Origin of the sequence: Pseudochrobactrum sp. sp1633 (assembly GCF_030376605.1) — a bacterium.
Lineage (GTDB): Bacteria > Pseudomonadota > Alphaproteobacteria > Rhizobiales > Rhizobiaceae > Pseudochrobactrum.
The window spans coordinates 35,258-53,808 of sequence record NZ_JARRAE010000001.1 but is presented as its reverse complement, the minus strand read 5'-3'; the positions used below and the strand labels follow the sequence as shown (position 1 = coordinate 53,808).

Below are 18,551 nucleotides of genomic sequence, written 5' to 3'. Positions count from 1 at the left end.
AGTCTGTTATCCCTTGAAATTTACCTCAATAAAAAAGCCGTAACGGACATGCACGTTACGGCTTTTCAAAATTTCGGAATGTCTGTGGAATTATTTATAGGTGCCGCCGCCATTCAGAATAGTAATGGCTTCATTGCCTGTCAGCGCCTCGCGGTCGCCATTGGGAAACGTAACAAAACAACCGCTTGGGCAAATTGTTACTTTTTCACCCGGCTGTACAGTTACCTGCTGCTTGGAAGCACCTTCAGTCACAACCAGCGTCTGCGCTGTGCTGTCGCTGTTCAGAACGGATGCAGCAAGAGCGGACACTGATCCGGCCAGAATGCCTGCAATCACAACAAGGCTGCCAAATCCGGTTTTTTTCATATTCACCATAGCACTCCCCAAACTCTGAACCTCAATGCAGTGCAAATGTCTTTCGCAAGTCACATTTTTGTCTGCACCACATCACTTCATGGGCTTATTTATAATCATTGCCGATGAACCGCAACTGAATGACCGGTTAATTAAAGCTTAATCTCGAAAAGAATCGAACAAATTTTCGGGAGAAAACACACACAATACAAACTTTTAAGCGTTGCGTTGTCTCTGCCAGACTCAGCCCGCAGGGTTTTCTTCTGAATTCACATGCAGTTCCGGCAGCGGAATTGGAGACGGTAAAGGCATAACGCTGATCCCCTCTGCCGCAAAGCGCTCAACGATTGTGAACTGCAATTCATTACGAACACCAAGCGCGCTGGTAATATCCGCAAGGAAGATACGGATTTCAAAGCGCATCATCATGTTACTGCTGACGAGTTCAGTCATATTGATCAGAAAGACCATCGGTTCCGGATTTTTCAAAACCAGCGGCGTTTCTCTGGCAATCTCAAACAGCATGGCCTGAATTCGGCGCACATCCGTGCGATAGCCGATCAAAATCTGCATATCAGAGCGGCCAAGCTTATTGCGGTGCGTCCAGTTGCCGACATTGTCGTTAATCAATGTCGAGTTCGGCACAATGATCGTTTCACGCTGGAAAGTCTCAACCTCAGTTGCACGCACACTGATCTTTTTAACAAAACCGCTGACAGTACCGGTCTGTACCCAGTCGCCTACTTTCAACGGGCGCTCGGCCAGCAGGATCAGACCGGAAACAAAGTTCGAGACGATATTCTGCAAACCGAAACCGATCCCGAGAGAAAGACCACCGGCCACCAGCGCAAAGCTGGAAAGATCGATACCTGCTGCGGAAATAGCCAGCAAGGCAGACAAAGCCAGCCCCACATAGCCGATCACAGTTTTAATAGAGTTACGCACACCCGCATCAACGCGGCCGCGCGCCATCACACTACCATCCAGCCAGTTCTGGAACAGCCTTGTGAGGAAATAACCCATCACGAACAGCAAGATACCAGTCAGAATACTGATCAGCGAAATTGAAAAACTGCCGATCTGGAAACCGGTCATAATGCGGATAAAGAGCGTGCTCATTTCCGACCACTGAAAGCCGAACTGCATCAGCACCAAAGGCACGCCGATCAGGAGCACAATCAGATTAATGACAATACCGGCAACCAGACCAAGCTGATCCAGCGTTGCCTCATTGGCATTGAACTTATCGCGTAATTTCCGCCCTAAGCTGGTATTGGCAAAGGCTTTCTCATGCGTGATTGCGCGCGCGGTGAGAAAACCGAGATACATGGTGACAATGAAAGCCCCTGTCACCACAATTTGCTGAGCGATAAAACGGGCAAAGCCGATATAGCCAAAAACAGCAGCCAAAATCGGCATCAGACCCAGCAGGATCAGAATAATTTTTGTTAGCCGAGGCCACGAACGCAACTCGCCGGTTTTCGGATTTTGAATTGGTTTCAGGAATGCAATAGCAAGTAACAGCGCTCCGACCATTGCTGTGCCGATCACGCTTTTAGCAACGGTCAGCGACAATGGCGAAGACATCACGCCGTTCAGAATTTCGAGAAAATACTCAATACTCTGTGTAATCGCCGCCGCAGTGAGCAGCCAGATCAGAATTTGAGCCGGTTTTGGCGCAACAGGCAGCAACCGCCAGTTTGGCATATCCGGACTGAGAACACCGCAAGCCAGCCTGTAGATAAACAGCACGATGAATAACAGCGTGAACAACGCTGCAAGCAATTGCGCAATATCAGGCCGCAGCAGGTTAAAACGCTGAAACAGCAGATAAACCAACCCCAAAAACACAACAACAGCCACAGACGGAATAACCGTAGACCAGAAGGCAACTGACAAGCGGCTGAGATAGCTTGGCTTCTCGTCCAGCGGATCACGCTCATACAGATCAGCCAGCCAGCGACGTGCGCTCAGGTGAATGAGCAGAGCCGGAATAACCGAAATTGCAAGCACGCCCAGCAGCGTCCAAAGACGCGGATATAAAGTAAAATCCCACCATGATTTCAGCAGATAAAAGAAAGTTTTGGTTTCATAACCGGCAGCATTCACCACCTCTGTTACCAGCTCTGTATTGATATCAACACGCTGCGACAGTGTCTGGGTGAACAGATCGCGGCGCATAGAGCCGATTTTCTCAATCAGCTGGCTGGCCTGTACCGATGCATCTTCAGTAAAGCCGATCACTGTATTGATCTCGGCTTTCTCGGCAGTCAGCCGCGCACGCTCTGTTGCAACAATTTCAGATTCCGCAGGTTTTCCCTCGGCAGGCGGCGGCCCCATCTGATCAAGGCGTGAATTAATTTCACTCAGACGCGGGCGAAAAGCCAGCCCGGCATCGAGAAGCTTCTTCGAAATGCCCTCAAGCTTGACCTTAATATTGGCCAGCGTCTCATCATTGTTTTTAGATTTATCCAGCGCTTTGCCGATATCTTCAATCTGGCGGCGCAGGTCTTCAACAATGGTTTTCTGCTGGGCAGCCACATTCTGCGGCATGCTTTGCGCCTGCGCAGAAATCCGGCCGCCACCGGCAATATCTCCTGCGGTCAGCCCGCCCAGTAGCAGCAGCGCGCATAATACAAACCGTAAGGAGATTACCGATAGGTTTTTCAAAATCTGTCTCTCAATAAATTGCTGCTTCTGATTCATTTCATTGGCTTTTTCAAAATCATAAGTCTACAAAAAACGTACAATCATTAGAACCGGCAGAAACAGGTCTTTCTTGTGTACAATATAGGCACAAATAAGAATAAGGCCACAGAAAGCCTGCACTTAATACGGCAGAGCAAATTGTTTGCTTCCCGCATTTTTAAAGTCCACCGCAAAAGCGATTATTGAATAACCAACGGCACACAAAGCGGCATCAGATCAGCTATTTTTCTTGTGATTGCAGCGGTGAATGGTTAATGAGTAAGTGAAAGTGATTTTGTTTGAACCTGAAACATTCATTCATAATCACCTTATGCCAAAGATGATTTTCGCAAATCAGCACAGAGAGCGGGCCGGAACAATTTTCAGATCCAGACTTTGCAGCGAAATAACGGGGAAAGCACGACAAGAACAGCACAGGCTGTCTCTTCGTACCCTCGTTTATTCTTTCGGTCTGCTGTGGTTTCTGTCCGGACTTCTCGCACTTCAATCAGCTTTAATTTCCGCGAATAATCAAAGTGATGCCAGCTATCAGACGGCTGCCCTGCTTCAGGATCGCCAGACTATTCAACCTTCAGACCCTGCGGGGAGAAGCCAGAATAGCTCTTTGACAGCACCGGTGCGGGCAATTCTCACACCGGCATTATACTTCAGCAGCAAGGCTTTGCCTTTCGGCGGTAACGGCACATTCATTATCACCGCGCTGTTCACAGTTTTGGCGGCTTTCTCCGCTTTGCGTTTTGCGTTCATTCAACGCAATCTGGCAGTATTGCCTGACAATATTGCCATTCGTGCACGCGCACCACCTGTTTCATCTTTCATTTAATTCTGCCTAGCAGCAGCTTTTTTCAGGTAAACCTTGTTCAGTACAAGGGTTTCCTGAACTCCATCTGTCGAACGGTATTATGCGTTTAATCAGACGTATGAATACCGCAAACACTCAGACCGGAATTCACTCATGCGTACACCCAAATGGGCTGTGTATCTCTACAGCTTCATCATATTGGCGGGCATATTAATTGCTCTGCCCAACGTCTTTACGAAACAACAGCTGGAAAATATGCCAGGCTGGTTTCCGAAAAATCAGGTCACGCTCGGGCTTGACCTGCGCGGCGGCTCCTATCTTGTTCTCGAAGTTGATGCGGCAGGTCTGAAAAAAGACCGCCTGCGTACACTTCTTGACGATGCACGCAGCAAATTGCGCTCAGAACGCATTCAGCCACAGTCTATCCGTGTGGCCGGTGATGCGGTTCTCGTCAATATTGCGGATACCGCCCAGCGGGATCGTGCAGTCACAGCATTGAAAACACTGATCAACCCGATTTCAACAAGTGGTTTCGGTACTCCGATCAATGATATTGATGTAACCACACCGGGCGAACAGATCCGTATGTCTCTGACCGAGGCCGGTTTCAATTACCGCCTTGACAGCGCGCTGACACAGAGCCTTGAAATCATCCGTCAGCGTGTGGATCAGGTCGGTGTTTCCGAGCCTTCAATCCAGCGCGTCGGCAGTGACCGTATTGTGGTTCAGCTCCCGGGACTGCAGGATCCGACACAGTTGCGTCAGCTTCTGGGTTCAACCGCTAAAATGGCCTTCCATATGGTTGCGGATGCTGATCCGAACAGCCCGCCGCCTCCGGGCGTTACCATTATGGAAGATTCAAAGAACCCGGCCATTAAATACCCGATCGAAGATCAGGTTGCGCTCAGCGGCGAACGTCTGACTGATGCCCGCGCCGGTTTTGACCAGCGTTCCAATGAACCGATTGTGTCCTTCCGTTTCGACAGTCAGGGTGCACGTCAGTTCGCAGAAATCACCACGAAGAACGTGAACCGTCCTTTCGCCATCGTACTTGATGACAAGGTTCTGTCTGCACCAACAATCCGTGAGCCGATCACCGGTGGTTCCGGCCAGATCAGCGGTCAGTTCACTGTTGAAGATACAGTGGTCCTGTCCGCACTTCTGCGTGCCGGCGCCCTGCCTGCGCCGCTCACCGTCATTGAAGAACGTACCGTTGGTCCGGATCTTGGTGGCGACGCCATTAAAATGGGTGTCTATACCGGTATTCTCGGCTTTATTCTGGTCGCAGCCTTTATCGTCATGCTTTACGGCGTGTGGGGCATGATTGCGAATTTCGCGCTGCTTCTGAATATTGTGCTGACATTTGCCGCGCTAACACTGATCGGCGCGACGCTGACCCTGCCCGGTATCGCGGGTGTCATCCTCAGTATCGGTATTGCTGTGGATGCGAATATTCTCATCAACGAGCGTATTCGTGAGGAAACCAGAAAAGGCATGGGCGCTATGGCAGCGCTCGATAAAGGCTTCAACTCCGCCTATTCAACCATTGTTGACGCCAACGTTACCTCGGTTATCGCTACTGTTCTGCTGTTTATGTTCGGTACCGGTCCGGTTCGCGGCTTCGCCATCACCATGATGCTCGGTATCGCCATTTCCATGTTCACAGCCGTTTCGGTTGTTCGCCTGATCATGGCCTGGTCTGTCCGTCGCCGTAAACTCAAAGTTCTTGAAATTGAACCTTGGGTTCGTGTTGCACCGGAAAATACCAACTACCAGTTCATGAAAGCCCGGTATTTCGGAATTATGGTATCCGTGTTTCTTTCCATTGCCTCGCTGATCCTGTTCTTCAAGCCGGGTCTGAATTACGGTCTGGATTTTACCGGCGGTATTCAGGTGGAAATCACCACTTCCCAACCGGCCGATCTCGGACAATTGCGCTCATCGCTTGGGGGCTTGGGTCTTGGTGAAGTTGCCTTGCAGAATGCAGGCAGCCCTGAAAACGTCCTGATCCGCGTTCAGCGTCAGGAAGGTGGCGAAGAAGCTCAGACCGTTGCGGTTAACAAGGTACGTGAAGCAGTTCAGTCCATTGATAAGGATGTGAAGATTGAACGTACCGAAGTCGTGGGACCTAAGGTCAGCGGCGAGCTTGCCCGTTCCGGCTTTATCGCGCTGGTGCTGGCTGCCGGTGCGATGCTGATCTACCTCTGGTGGCGGTTCGAATGGTATTTTGCCGTGGGTGCGATTGCCACACTGGTGCTCGATACAACAAAGCTGGTTGGTTTCTTTGTTATCACACAGCTTGATTTCAACCTCACGGCGATTGCCGCGGTGCTGACGCTGGTCGGTTACTCGGTCAATGATAAGGTGGTGGTCTATGACCGTATGCGCGAAAACATGCGCATGTATAAGGCCAAGCCGCTGCGCGAAATCATTGATATGAGTATCAATCAGGTTTTCGCCCGTTGTATCTACACCTCGCTTTGTACCTTCCTTGCTGTTCTTCCGATGGCAATTTGGGGCGGTAGTGCGGTAGAGAACTTCGCGATCCCGATGCTGTTTGGTGTATTCATTGCAACCACCTCGTCGATCTTCATCGCAGCGCCAATTCTGATGCTGCTTGGCACATGGTGGGAACGCACCCATAAGCGCGGCCTCGGCGATACAGACGACGCAGTTGCAGCTAAGTAACAAACACATAATCTTATCGCGCGGTTTATGAACCGCGCGATATCCCTTCTCTCCTTTGCCCTTTTTCTGAACCTGCATCCCCCTCTTGCAGTTGAGACAAATGGCAAAAAAGACACTGATCGCAAGGCGTTGAGTGCTTACGCATCACCCCTTGAAAAGTTCAAACGCCACTCGGACTTAACCAAAGCCCAATGAGTTTCACTCAATGGACTCTGGTCTTAAAAGGATAATGCCACCATGCCGCATGACACGCCTCTTATCGCAACTATTGTTGTTGGTCTGTGTCTGGCATTTATATTCGGCGCGATTGCCAACCGTCTGCGCATTTCCCCGCTGGTCGGCTATCTGCTAGCCGGTGTGGTTTGCGGGCCTTATACGCCCGGTTTTGTTGCCGATCAGGAACTGACACTGCAACTCGCGGAAATCGGCGTTATTCTGCTGATGTTCGGTGTAGGTCTGCACTTTTCCGTTAAAGAACTGCTCTCCGTCAAAGCCATTGCCGTACCGGGTGCACTCGTCCAGATTTTGGCCGCAACAGTGCTCGGCACCGGCCTTGGCCTGATCATGGGCTGGGATCTCACCGGCTCAGTCACCTTTGGTTTGGCGCTCTCAACCGCATCCACCGTTGTCCTGCTGCGTGCGATGCAGGAGCGGCGATTGATGGAAACCGACCGCGGGCGCATCGCAGTTGGCTGGCTGATTGTTGAAGACCTCGTTATGGTTCTCACTTTGGTGCTGATGCCTGCTGTTGCCGGTCTTATCCACGGCAATTCAGCAACGGTTCCAAGCGATCCGCTGACGGCAGCGCTTGGCCTTGGCATAACCGGCATTATTCTGCTGACGCTGGTTAAAGTTGCACTCTTTATCGCTTTGATGCTTGTTGTCGGCAAACGCGTTGTTCCGTGGATTTTGGAAGCGATCTCCGCAAGCGGCTCGCGAGAATTGTTCCGCCTTGGTGTGCTGGCAATTGCGCTTGGTGTGGCTTTCGGCGCAGCCAATCTGTTCGGTGTATCGCTGGCTCTGGGTGCATTTTTTGCCGGCATGGTGATGAGCGAGTCTGAACTCAGCCATCAGGCAGCAGAAGAATCCCTGCCCTTGCGTGATGCTTTTGCGGTGCTGTTCTTTGTCTCTGTCGGCATGCTGTTCGACCCGATGGTGCTGATCAATAATCCGCTGTCCCTGCTGGCAACTTTGCTGATTATCATGATCGGTAAATCCGCAGCCGCCTTCTTCATTGTCCGTGCATTTAAGCATCCGACCGGAACGGCGCTGACAATCTCGGCCAGCCTTGCGCAAATCGGTGAGTTTTCGTTCATTCTGGCGGGGCTTGGCGTGTCCCTTAAACTCATGCTGCCAGAAGCGCGGGATCTGGTACTCGCAGGCGCTATTCTTTCTATTCTCTGCAATCCGCTGGTGTTTATCGGCTTTGAGAAATTACGGCCTTTCATTGAAAGCAAACTCAATCCGAAACAATCCGCAGAGGTAGCTGAAATTGCCGGTACGGAGCAAAGCGACATCACTGATGCAACCGGTACAGCTGCAAGCCATCTGACCGGCCATACAATCATTGCCAGTTATGGAGAGGTCGGCTCCCGCGTTGCGGAAAAACTCATCGCGGAAAAACGCCCACTTATCGTGATTGAAAATGCCGAGAAACCGGCTGCAGAACTGCGTGAAACCGGAATTGAAGTCATTCTCGGCAATGCGGCGGATGGTGAAATTCTGTCCAAAGCAGGTTTGGCGAATGCACACTGCCTTATACTCGCGCTACCTTATGCTTTTGAGAGCGCGCGGATTATCACACAGGCTAATCAGCAGAATCCTTCGCTTAGAATTATTGCCCGCGCTGAATCAGTTATTGAAGCGGATTATCTGCGTGAGCTCGGCGTTGGTACGATTATCCTGGCGGAAGAGGAAATTGCGCGCGGCATCCTCGGAAAAATTGCGGATACCGATACTGAAACTGCAAAAACTGACAGAAACTTCACCTGAAGAACTCTTAAGTTCCATAAATTAATGATTAAGACATAAAAATCATTAAAAGTGGCTAAGCATTAAAACTGACAACATATGAATACCTGTTACAAATAAGTGATGTGGAATCAAACCAACAGATAACCGGCCTTTCAAAGACTGAACTCTGGCGATTGCAAAAAATACCACAACGACAACAGAAGAGTGTTATCTGATAGATGAAATGGAAAGATTACATCTGGCCGGCAATCGGTATCGGCGCGGTTATCATATCTGTATGGCTTCTCTATAATGAATTGCGCAGCATTTCCCTTGATGATGTCATTGACAGTCTTGCAGCAATTACTCTGAAACAATGGCTGCTCAGTGCCGGTTGCGCATTGCTTTCCTATATGTCTCTGGCGGGCTACGACCGCATTGCACTGAAACACCTGAACAAAAAAATCTCATGGGTGTTCATCAGCCTTAGTTCCTTTACGGCCTATGCATTGTCTCACAATATCGGCGCTTCGGTTATTTCCGGCGCTGTTGTGCGCTACCGTGCCTATTCCTCAAAAGGGCTGAGCGGTACTGAAGTCGCTGTTCTTGTGGGTTTTTGTTCTTTCACTTTTGCGCTTGGCACGCTGATCCTCAGCGCCATTGTGCTGCTGGTCGAACCGGAACTGCTTCAGCGTTTCAACAGCGATATTCCTGAAGCGCTGGCGATTGCCGCAGGTGTGCTTATTCTGGCACTGGTTGCGCTTTATGTTTTCGGCAGCTGGATGCAACTGAAGCCATTGCGCATCGGTTCCAAATTTCAGCTTTCTTATCCGCGTCTTTCTGTGGTTTGGTGGCAGTTGCTGATCGCTCCGCTGGAGCTGATCGGTGCAGCAGGTATCATCTACTTCGCTCTGCCTGAGCTGAACCATCCGGGCTTTCTGATCGTGCTGGGCATTTTTCTGATTTCATTCTCCGCAGCCCTGATTTCCAATGCACCGGGCGGGCTTGGCGTTCTGGAGTTCCTGTTCATCACCGGCCTGCCAAATCTCAATCCTGCCGATGTGCTGGCAGCACTGATCGTGTTCCGCCTGCTCTATCTGCTGATCCCGTTCGGCATTTCTCTGATTGTGGTGCTGATTTTTGAGAAGAGTGAATTCTCTAAAAAGCGAAAAACGCAAATCTGACGATACAAAAAAGCCGCGAAACTGAGTTTCGCGGCTTTTCTTATTGAATGCCTGTACGCTTATGAATGCGCCCAGTCCCAATAGAGTTTGCGGGCTTTTTGAGCAACCGGACCATAGCCCAGTTGCTTGTCATCAAAACCGATGACCGGCACAACCTTGGAGTGGTTACCGGTTGAGAAAATCTCATCAGCTTCACGGAAATCTTCAACGCGCAAAGTTGTTTCAGTGACAGTCACACCGTTATCACGCAACAAGCCGATTACGCGCTGACGTGTAATACCATTGAGGAATGTGCCATTCGGCGCAGGCGTAAACACTTCACCGTCACGCACCATAAACACGTTGGACGAAGCCAGCTCCGCCACATTGCCCAGCATATCGCAGACCAGCGCATTACCAAAACCTTTGGCACGCGCTTCGCGGATCATACGGGCATTATTCGGATAAAGGCAGGCAGCCTTTGCATCCAGCGGCATGGTTTCAATCGTCGGACGGCGGAAACGTGTGGTGGTGATGGTAAAGCCGGTCGGCTCGCCCATTGGAATTTCTTCCAGACACAGGGCAAAATCCGTACTTTCCGCAGCGGGCAGAACCACATTGGCTTCGCCCTCCTCTGCCCAATACATCGGGCGAATATAGACGGCAGCATTCTCACCGAATTTTGCCATCCCCTGACGGCTCAGTTCCATGATTTCTTCCGGCGTATAGGTTGGCTTCAACCCCAATGCCTGCGCGGAGCGGTTAACACGCGCACAATGCTGATCCAGATCCGGGATCACACCTTCAAAACCGCGCGCACCGTCAAAAACAAGCGAGCCAAGCCATGTTGCCTGCGATGACGCGCCGAGAATGCGCACATCGCCCTCATGCCACTTGCCTTTGTAAAATGTCCAGCTACGACCAATCTGGCCCATGAGAATTCTCCATATGCGAATCAGTATTTAAATCCGGTCATTTGTAACAAACAAATCTAGGGCTGTTACACCACCTTGCAGACGTCAGAGACACACAGGTTTCGTTTGCGGCTTCCGGCAGTCATGCAATACCGGCACGACGACATTACATTAAAATGATGTCCGGCAAGTGCAACAGCACAAAGTTAAAAACTATTTTTAAAAATTTATTCAGACCCCGGTTGCAGTAGCGAAATCAACACGTCATCAATTTTTTACACAAAATCATTCTCAAAGCGCATGAAGTTGGAGCACCGGTCATTGTCATAATCCAATGTGACGTAAACGGAAGACAGGCATTTCAACCTGATGAAAACACACGTCATTCCCATTTTGGTTTTATAATTTAAATACCATTTTCCACTGAAAGCGCCCCTCGGGCTTTCATGCTCAGCACGCAAGAGCTGTCGCGACCGGTCCTGTCAAACATCGGCAAAATGCTAAATTAGCAGCTTTAATATGCGACATTAATGGCAAGACAACTGCGCAATCAGCTATTGCTACCCTGCATTTCCTATGGAAAAGTTGTTACAACAAATTTCATAACAATAAACTGTGGGGAATAATCAATGAAGCTTACGCATATTGCACTCACCGCCTGCACTATACTCGGCGGCTTAGCTATGGCAGCCGGTGCCGCTCAGGCACGCGACCTCACCATTGTTTCGTGGGGAGGCAGCTATCAGGACGGTCAGCGCGAAATTTATTTCAAACCTTTTGCCAAAGAACTGGGCAAACCGGTTCTCGATGAAAGCTGGGACGGCGGTTACGGCGTTCTGCAAGCCAAGGTAAAAGCCGGCGAAACCAACTGGGATGTCGTACAGGTTGAGGCTGAAGAGCTTGAGCTTGGTTGCGCCGATGGTATTTATGAAAATATCAACTGGGAGCAGCTTGGCGGCAAAGACAAGTTTATTCCTGCGGCCGTTCATGATTGCGGCGTTGGTGCAATTGTCTGGTCAACCGGCATTGCCTATAACGGCGACACCATGAAAGATGCCCCGAAATCCTGGGCTGATTTCTGGGATGTTAAAAAATTTCCGGGCAAACGCTCCCTGCGTAAAAGCGCCAAATACTCTCTGGAATTTGCACTGATTGCCGACGGCGTTGCACCGAAGGAAGTTTATGATGTGCTGGCAACGCCAGAAGGCGTGGAACGCGCATTCAAAAAGCTCGATGAAATCAAGCCGCATATTGTCTGGTGGGAAGCCGGTGCGCAGCCGGTACAGTTGCTCTCTTCCGGTGAAGTGGTGATGGCTTCGGTCTATAACGGCCGTATCAACGCCCTGAACCGCACCGAGAACAAGAATTTCGGCTTCGTCTGGCCGGGCAGCATCTATGCTGTTGATAGCTGGGCGATCATGAAAGGCACGCCTTTCCCGAAAGAGTCGATGGACTTCATCGCTTTTGCCAGCAAGGCCGACAATCAGGCCAAACTGCCTGAATATATCACCTACGGCCTGCCGAATATCGAAGCCGATAAATTTGTCGCCGACAAATACCGCAAAGACCTGCCGACAACGCCTGCCAACATGACAGACGCAGCTTCAATCGGTGTGGAATTCTGGACAGACAACTCAGAAAGTCTGAACCAGCGCTTTAATGCCTGGCTTGCCCAGTAAGCAGCAGCCGAGAGCGGCTTCCGAAAACCAGAAGCCGCTCTGACACCGGCACAGCATGTCCGGTCAGGTATCCGTTCCGGTATTTGCAGGTCTTTCCCCCGTGAGATCTGCCTTTCATACCGGAGCGGCTTACACCTGCCGCGCAAGTGCTTTTCATATGCGCATTCCCGTTGCCACCAATACAGGCAACAGCATTCACTGCCTTGTTTTATAGCCCCGATAAAACAGCGATTGCGGTGAGCAGCTCCTATTCGAGGTTTTAAGCGTGAATAATCCATTCATACATTTTGAGAAGGTGAGCAAAGCATTCGGCTCGCTGACTGTTGTTGATAATCTTGATCTGACCATCCAAAAAGGCGAATTTGTCAGCATGCTCGGGCCTTCCGGCTCCGGCAAAACAACCTTGCTGATGCTGCTTGCAGGCTTTGAACGCCCTACAGGCGGCACGGTCAGCGTGGATGGCAAACGCATTGATCAGTTGCCACCGCATAAACGCAATATGGGTGTGGTGTTTCAGAACTATGCCCTGTTTCCGCATATGAACATTGCAGAAAATGTGGCCTTTCCTTTGAAAATGCGCAGCCTCTCCAAAGCTGAAACGCAGGAACGCGTGAAGCGCGCACTGGATATGGTTCAGCTTGGCACCATGCTCGACCGCAAGCCCTCCCAGCTTTCCGGCGGCCAGCAGCAGCGTGTGGCACTGGCGCGTGCGCTGGTATTTGAGCCGGAAGTGGTGTTGATGGATGAGCCGCTCGGCGCGCTGGACAAGCAATTACGCGAACGTATGCAGCTCGACATCCGCGAATTGCATCATCGTCTCGGCCTGACCATTGTGTTTGTAACCCATGACCAGTCAGAAGCCCTGACCATGAGCGACCGGATTGCTGTGTTCAATCGCGGCAAGATTGAGCAAATCGGCTCACCCTCACAAATTTACGACCATCCGGCCACGCAATTTGTTGCGGAGTTTATCGGCGAAACCAATCTGATCGACGGTAAAATCTCCGGCACGCAAAACGGCCAGACGCAGATCCGCCTTGCCAATGGTCAGGATATCCGTGTCGATGCACAAGCGCCTCTGCATGCAGGACAGGATATCCGCCTGTCGCTGCGTCCCGAGCGCGTGCGCCTGAATACGGATGATACGATCAGCAACAAACTGTCTGCCACTGTCAGCGATATCGTCTATCACGGCGACCATCTGCGCGTGGCGCTGGATTTTGCAGGCCAGAGCCTTGTCACCAAGGCTGATCGCAGCTTTCATAATCTGAAAGCCGGTGATCAGGTTACCCTGTCATTTTCTCCGGCGGATTGCTGGCCGATTGTAACTCAGGCCAAAAGCGCAAAGGCTGCGGCATGAGCGAAGTACGACAACAACGGTTAAAATCTTTCGCACTGGTGGCACCGCTGGCTTTGTTCCTGCTGATCTTCTTTATCATTCCGCTGATTACGATGATGAAAGAGGCCGTGTCCGATCCGGTGGCCGCCAAAGCCTTGCCGCTTACGGCACAGGCCGTTAGCAACTGGAATCCGGAAGCACCGCCAACACCGGAAATGAAAGCGGCGCTGGCTGAAGATATCCGCAACAATGATGATGCCCAGCTCTTCGGAGATCTGGTGCGCCGCCTCAACAGCGCGCAACCCGGTTTCCGCACGCTGATGAGCAAAACCCGCAATCAGCTGGAAAAGCTTGAAGAGCCGGTTGATTATGCTCAGGTTGATCTGGTCGCTATCGACAAGAAATGGGGCGAACAGCCCTTCTGGCAGGCAATTGCCTCTGCGGCTTCTACCACGCTGACAGACCGCAATCTGTTGGCAGCAGTGGATATGGAGCGCGATATTTCCGGTGAAATCCGCTCACTACCTGCTGATGCCTCTGCCAATGTCACCATTATGGTGCGTACCTTCATCACTGCCCTCAGTGTCACCATTGCCTGCATTCTCATCGGCATTCCGTTTGCAATGGTTGCAGCCTCTGTTGAAGGCTGGAAACGCCAGTTGTTGCTCGGCGCAGTACTGCTGCCGCTCTGGACATCACTGCTGGTGCGTACCGCTGCATGGTTCATCCTGTTGCAGGATCAGGGGCTGATTAATTCAGCACTCATGGCCATCGGCATCACCAGTGAACCGCTGGCGCTGATCTTCAACCGTACCGGCGTGATCATTGCTATGACCCATGTGCTGTTGCCATTCATGGTGCTGCCGGTGTTCAGCGTGCTGATCGGTATTCCGAAAAATCTGATGCCTGCTGCTGCCTCACTCGGCGCACACCCGCTACGGTCTTTCTTTCATGTACTGTTACCGCTGATTATGCGCGGCGTGGTTTCCGGCTCGCTGCTCGTCTTCATGACAGCGCTTGGCTACTACATCACCCCTGCTCTCATCGGCGGCGCTAAAGATCAGCTTATCAGCTCGGTCATCGCATTCTATGCAATGGGCGCTGCAAACTGGGGCATGGCCGGTGCGCTCGGTATGGTTCTGCTGATTGCAACCATCCTGCTCTATACGATCTATATGCGTCTCTCGACTGAGAAGGAGGTACGTTCATGAACGGCTTCAAACTCCTCAAACTCCTGTTCGGCGCTGCGGTCGTGTTTTTCCTGCTGGCACCGCTGGTGGCAATTCTGCCGCTGGCCTTCACCAGCGGAGCCTTGCTCGGTTATCCGATGGACGGTTATTCCACACGCTGGTTTCAGGAACTGGTGCAGGCCGATGCATGGCGCAGGTCAATCATCAACAGCCTGATCATCTCCGTTGGCACCACGGCACTGGCAACAGTGCTGGGCACTGTCGGGGCGCTGGGCTTGCGCGGCAATCAATATTCCTTTGTGTTCAACTCAATCAAAACGATCTTCCTGCTGCCGATGGTTGTGCCCGCTGTGGTGCTCGGCGTGGGCATGCAGTTGATGTTCGCGCAGTATAACCTGCTCAACTCCTATCTCGGCGTCATCATCGCCCATACGGTTGTTGCAGTGCCTTTTGTGGTCATCAATGTGCTGGCAGTGCTGCAGAGTGTTGACCGGCGTGTGGAGCAGGCCGCTGCCAGCCTTGGTGCACCGCCGCATGTGATCTTGCAAAAAGTAACACTGCCGCTGGCAAAACCCGGCATTATTTCCGGTGCGGTCTTTGCCTTTGCAACCTCGTTGGATGAAGTCGTGCTGACCCTGTTTGTGGCAGGCCCCAACCAGCGGACACTGGCGCGGCAGATGTTCTCCACCATCCGTGAGAATATCAGTCCGGCCATTGCAGCGGCGGCTTTCGTCTTCATCGTCGGAACGGTACTGATTGCGCTGATTATGATTTTGACGCAGCGCAAAGTGGCAAGTCAGGCACAATAAACCAAGCAATATCAAAAATATAAAAGCCGCCTTTGAATCAATTTCAGAGGCGGCTTTTTTCTATACAAACTTGCAATTAATCGACTTGTTTGCGTTCCAGCCAGACTTTTAGCAGCAGCGTCAACAGCGCCAAAACCGCCAGTGTAGAGGCGGCAGCAAATGCACCAACTGTGTTTTGATCCTGAAACAACAGATCAACCTGCAAAGGCAGCGTATTGGTTTTACCGCGAATGGCACCGGACACCACCGATGTCGCGCCATATTCGCCCATCACCCGCGCATTACACAGCACGGCACCATAGAGCAGCGCCCATTTAATATTCGGCAGTGTCACATAGAAGAAGGTCTGCAAGCCGCTGGCACCGAGCGACAGTGCCGCCTCTTCATCTTCACCGCCTTGCATCTCCATCAGCGGGATCAGCTCGCGGGCAACAAAAGGACTGGTGACAAACAGACTGACCAGAAAGATCGCCGGAACGGTGAACATGATTTTGAGATCATAGCTCTCCAGCAAGGGCCCCATCAGCCCTTGTGCGCCATAGAGAAACAGATAGGCGGTACCGGCAATAATCGGGGATACAGAAAACGGGATCTCGATAAAACTGATCAGCAACCGCCGTCCAGGAAAACGAAAACGTGTAACCAGCCATGCCACGCAAACACCGAAACCCATATTGATCGGCACGACGACAATTGCGGTCAGCACTGTCAGCCACACCGCATGCATCGTATCCGGCTTGGTGATTTCCGCCCAGAACCGCCCCATACCACTGCCAAAGGCTGCGGAGAAAATCACTGCCATCGGAATGCCAAGTACGATCAGCGACAGGAACACAGCCAGCCCGATCAACGCACGTCGCCCCCATAACCGGCGCCGGAACTGCGGTGAAACTCTGCCTGATACCGGTACAGTTAAACTTAATGTTGTCGCCATATCAGTTACGCTCCGCATAACGCAGCTGTCTTGCCTGAATGAGATTGGTCGTCAGCAACATGGCAAAGGCCATGAGCAGCATCACCATCGCCAGCGCTGCTGCCGACTGATATTCATACTCATCAAGACGGACAAAAACCAAAAATGATGTAACCTCGGTTTTAAACGGCAGATTGGCCGCGATAAAAACAATCGCGCCGAATTCGCCTAAGCCCCGCGCGAAAGACAAGGCGCTACCGGCAAGAAAAGCTGGCAGGATCATCGGCCAGATCACATGGATAAAGACCTGTAACGGACTTGCACCGAGCGTCTCCGCCGCTTCTTCCACATCATGATTCAAATCTTCCAGAACCGGCTGTACCGTACGGATAACAAAGGGAATACTGGTAAAAGCCATCGCGATAGCAATACCCGCAGGCGTATAGGCTAGGTGCAATCCAAGCGGCTCAATATATTGTCCGATCCAGCCGTTTTTAGACAGCACGGTCACCAGCGCCAGACCGGCAACGGCGGTCGGCAAAGCAAAGGGCAGATCAACGGCAGCATCCAGCAAACGCTTGCCCGGAAACTCGTAGCGCACCAATACCCAAGCCATCAGCAAGCCAAACACAGCATTGAACACAGTCGCCGCAGCCGAAGCCAAAATCGTGAGTTTGAATGTCGCCACAGCGCGCGGCGAGCTGACAATCGACCAGAAGTCAGCAAATCCCAGACTTGCCGATTTCATCACCAGAGCAAACAACGGCAAGGCCACAATCACTGTCAGATAGAGCAGTGTGCAACCAAGCGTAATACCGAAGCCAGGCATCACTGTTTTTCTGACTTTAAAAATTGGTCTCTTCATAACCGGTCTGCTCTGTGTGTTCTATGAGAAGAACCGGCGCACCTTTCAGGGCGCACCGGTTTTATAATCTGTCGTCCGGCTTACTTGGCAGTGAACAACTGATCGAGAATACCGCCCTCGGCAAAATGCTCTTTGGTCACATTTGCCCAGCCGCCGAATTCATCTTCCACACGCACCAGCTTCACCTCAGGGAAATTGGCTTTGTGCTTTTCAATCGTCGCGGCATCATGAACACGATTGAAATTGCTGGCGAGAATTTCCTGACCTTCAGGGGCATAGAGGAAATCCAGATAGGCCTGCGCGATTTTGCGCGAGCCGCGCTTATCGACAACTTTATCAACGATCGTTACCGGAAATTCCGACAGCAGGCTGATCGGCGGCACCACAACATCATACTTGTCTTTGCCAAGCAGTTTCTGTGTACCCAGCACTTCCGCCTCAAAGGTCACCAGCACATCACCAATGCCGCGCTCGGTGAAAGTGGTTGTTGCACCACGGCCACCGGTATCGAACACCGGAACATTCTTGAACAGCTTGGTAATAAACTCACGAACCTTGGCATCATCCTTGTTAAAGGCTTCACGCGCATAGGCAGTCGCTGCCAGATAGGTATAGCGCGCATTGCCTGAGGTTTTCGGGTTCGGGAAAATCACCTGCACATCATCGCGCACCAGATCATCCCAGCTTTTGATCTGCTTCGGATTACCTGCACGCACAAGAAACGCAGGGAGCGAATAATAAGGCGAAGAGTTATTCGGCAGACGGCTCTGCCAATCCGCAGGGATCAGATTGCCCTTATCATGCAACACCTGCACATCGGTCACCTGATTAAAGGTAACAACATCCGCTTCCAGCCCTTCGAGAATGGAACGCGCCTGCTTGGAAGAACCCGCATGAGATTGATTGACGGTGAGTGTCTCGCCGCTTTTCTCTTTCCACACCGGAATGAAAGCCGTGTTCACCTGCTCATAGAGCTCACGGGCAATGTCATAAGAGACATTGAGGATTTCTTTCGGTTCCTCTGCCTGAGCCACTGTCAATGTATTACCCAGACCGAGCACAAGCCCGGCCGCCAACAGAAGTTTTTTCATGAATACCCGCCGCCTGTGTCTTTGCCTGAGGCAAATGAAATGGAGTTGTTTATAGCTCCAAAGATTAAGCAGCAGCGGCATG

At 51.5% G+C, this 18,551-nt stretch carries 14 protein-coding genes; 8 read left to right on the top strand and 6 right to left on the bottom strand.

What is annotated here, in order from left to right; genetic code table 11:
• Positions 1-90: 90 nt before the first annotated feature.
• Entirely contained in the window at positions 91-411 is a 321-nt protein-coding gene (locus P8H26_RS00260; protein ID WP_374708199.1) for a hypothetical protein, read from the bottom strand.
• Positions 412-597: 186 nt separating this feature from the next.
• Positions 598-3,024 (bottom strand): mechanosensitive ion channel domain-containing protein, encoded by a 2,427-nt coding sequence (locus P8H26_RS00255; protein WP_289630872.1) that lies wholly within the window; start codon positions 3,022-3,024, stop codon positions 598-600.
• A 643-nt stretch (positions 3,025-3,667) separates the two neighbouring features.
• On the opposite strand from P8H26_RS00255, the gene P8H26_RS00250 reads away from it, so the two are divergent.
• From P8H26_RS00250 to P8H26_RS00235, 4 genes are all read left to right on the top strand, one after another.
• Positions 3,668-3,886 carry a hypothetical protein gene (locus P8H26_RS00250; protein ID WP_289630871.1) on the top strand — a complete coding sequence of 73 codons (219 nt, stop codon included), beginning with the start codon at positions 3,668-3,670 and terminating at the stop codon, positions 3,884-3,886.
• A gap of 132 nt (positions 3,887-4,018) precedes the next feature.
• Positions 4,019-6,553 carry a protein translocase subunit SecD gene (secD, locus tag P8H26_RS00245; RefSeq protein WP_289630870.1) on the top strand — a complete coding sequence of 845 codons (2,535 nt, stop codon included), beginning with the start codon at positions 4,019-4,021 and terminating at the stop codon, positions 6,551-6,553.
• A gap of 237 nt (positions 6,554-6,790) precedes the next feature.
• Positions 6,791-8,545 carry a YbaL family putative K(+) efflux transporter gene (gene ybaL / locus P8H26_RS00240; RefSeq protein WP_289630869.1) on the top strand — a complete coding sequence of 585 codons (1,755 nt, stop codon included), beginning with the start codon at positions 6,791-6,793 and terminating at the stop codon, positions 8,543-8,545.
• 200 nt (positions 8,546-8,745) lie between these two features.
• Positions 8,746-9,690: a YbhN family protein gene (locus tag P8H26_RS00235; protein ID WP_289630868.1), complete on the top strand. Its 945-nt coding sequence runs from the start codon at positions 8,746-8,748 to the stop codon at positions 9,688-9,690.
• A gap of 59 nt (positions 9,691-9,749) precedes the next feature.
• On the opposite strand, the gene P8H26_RS00230 is transcribed toward P8H26_RS00235, so the two are convergent.
• Positions 9,750-10,604 (bottom strand): branched-chain amino acid aminotransferase, encoded by an 855-nt coding sequence (locus tag P8H26_RS00230; RefSeq protein WP_289630867.1) that lies wholly within the window; start codon positions 10,602-10,604, stop codon positions 9,750-9,752.
• Between the two features lie 608 nt (positions 10,605-11,212).
• Between P8H26_RS00230 and P8H26_RS00225 the strand changes: the two genes are divergently transcribed.
• The 4 genes from P8H26_RS00225 (at position 11,213) to P8H26_RS00210 (ending at position 15,600) form a co-directional block, all read left to right on the top strand.
• Positions 11,213-12,262: an ABC transporter substrate-binding protein gene (locus P8H26_RS00225; RefSeq protein ID WP_374708190.1), complete on the top strand. Its 1,050-nt coding sequence runs from the start codon at positions 11,213-11,215 to the stop codon at positions 12,260-12,262.
• Positions 12,263-12,527: 265 nt separating this feature from the next.
• The gene (locus P8H26_RS00220; RefSeq protein WP_289630866.1) at positions 12,528-13,622 is read left to right on the top strand and encodes an ABC transporter ATP-binding protein; all 1,095 of its coding nucleotides are present in this window, start codon (positions 12,528-12,530) and stop codon (positions 13,620-13,622) included.
• Positions 13,619-14,812: an ABC transporter permease gene (locus tag P8H26_RS00215; RefSeq protein ID WP_289630865.1), complete on the top strand. Its 1,194-nt coding sequence runs from the start codon at positions 13,619-13,621 to the stop codon at positions 14,810-14,812. Before P8H26_RS00220 ends, P8H26_RS00215 begins: the two co-directional genes overlap by 4 nt.
• Entirely contained in the window at positions 14,809-15,600 is a 792-nt protein-coding gene (locus P8H26_RS00210) for an ABC transporter permease (RefSeq protein ID WP_289630864.1), read from the top strand. The genes P8H26_RS00215 and P8H26_RS00210 overlap by 4 nt, the downstream gene beginning before the upstream one ends.
• A 76-nt stretch (positions 15,601-15,676) precedes the next feature.
• Here P8H26_RS00210 and cysW read toward each other — a convergent pair whose 3' ends face one another.
• From cysW to cysP, 3 genes are all read right to left on the bottom strand, one after another.
• Positions 15,677-16,534, bottom strand: coding sequence for a sulfate ABC transporter permease subunit CysW (gene cysW / locus P8H26_RS00205; protein WP_289630863.1), 858 nt, complete (start codon positions 16,532-16,534; stop codon positions 15,677-15,679).
• Between the two features lies 1 nt (position 16,535).
• Entirely contained in the window at positions 16,536-17,378 is an 843-nt protein-coding gene (cysT, locus tag P8H26_RS00200; protein WP_289630862.1) for a sulfate ABC transporter permease subunit CysT, read from the bottom strand.
• Between the two features lie 80 nt (positions 17,379-17,458).
• Positions 17,459-18,469, bottom strand: a complete 1,011-nt coding sequence (cysP, locus tag P8H26_RS00195; RefSeq protein WP_289630861.1) for a thiosulfate ABC transporter substrate-binding protein CysP — start codon at positions 18,467-18,469, stop codon at positions 17,459-17,461.
• Positions 18,470-18,551 lie beyond the last annotated feature (82 nt).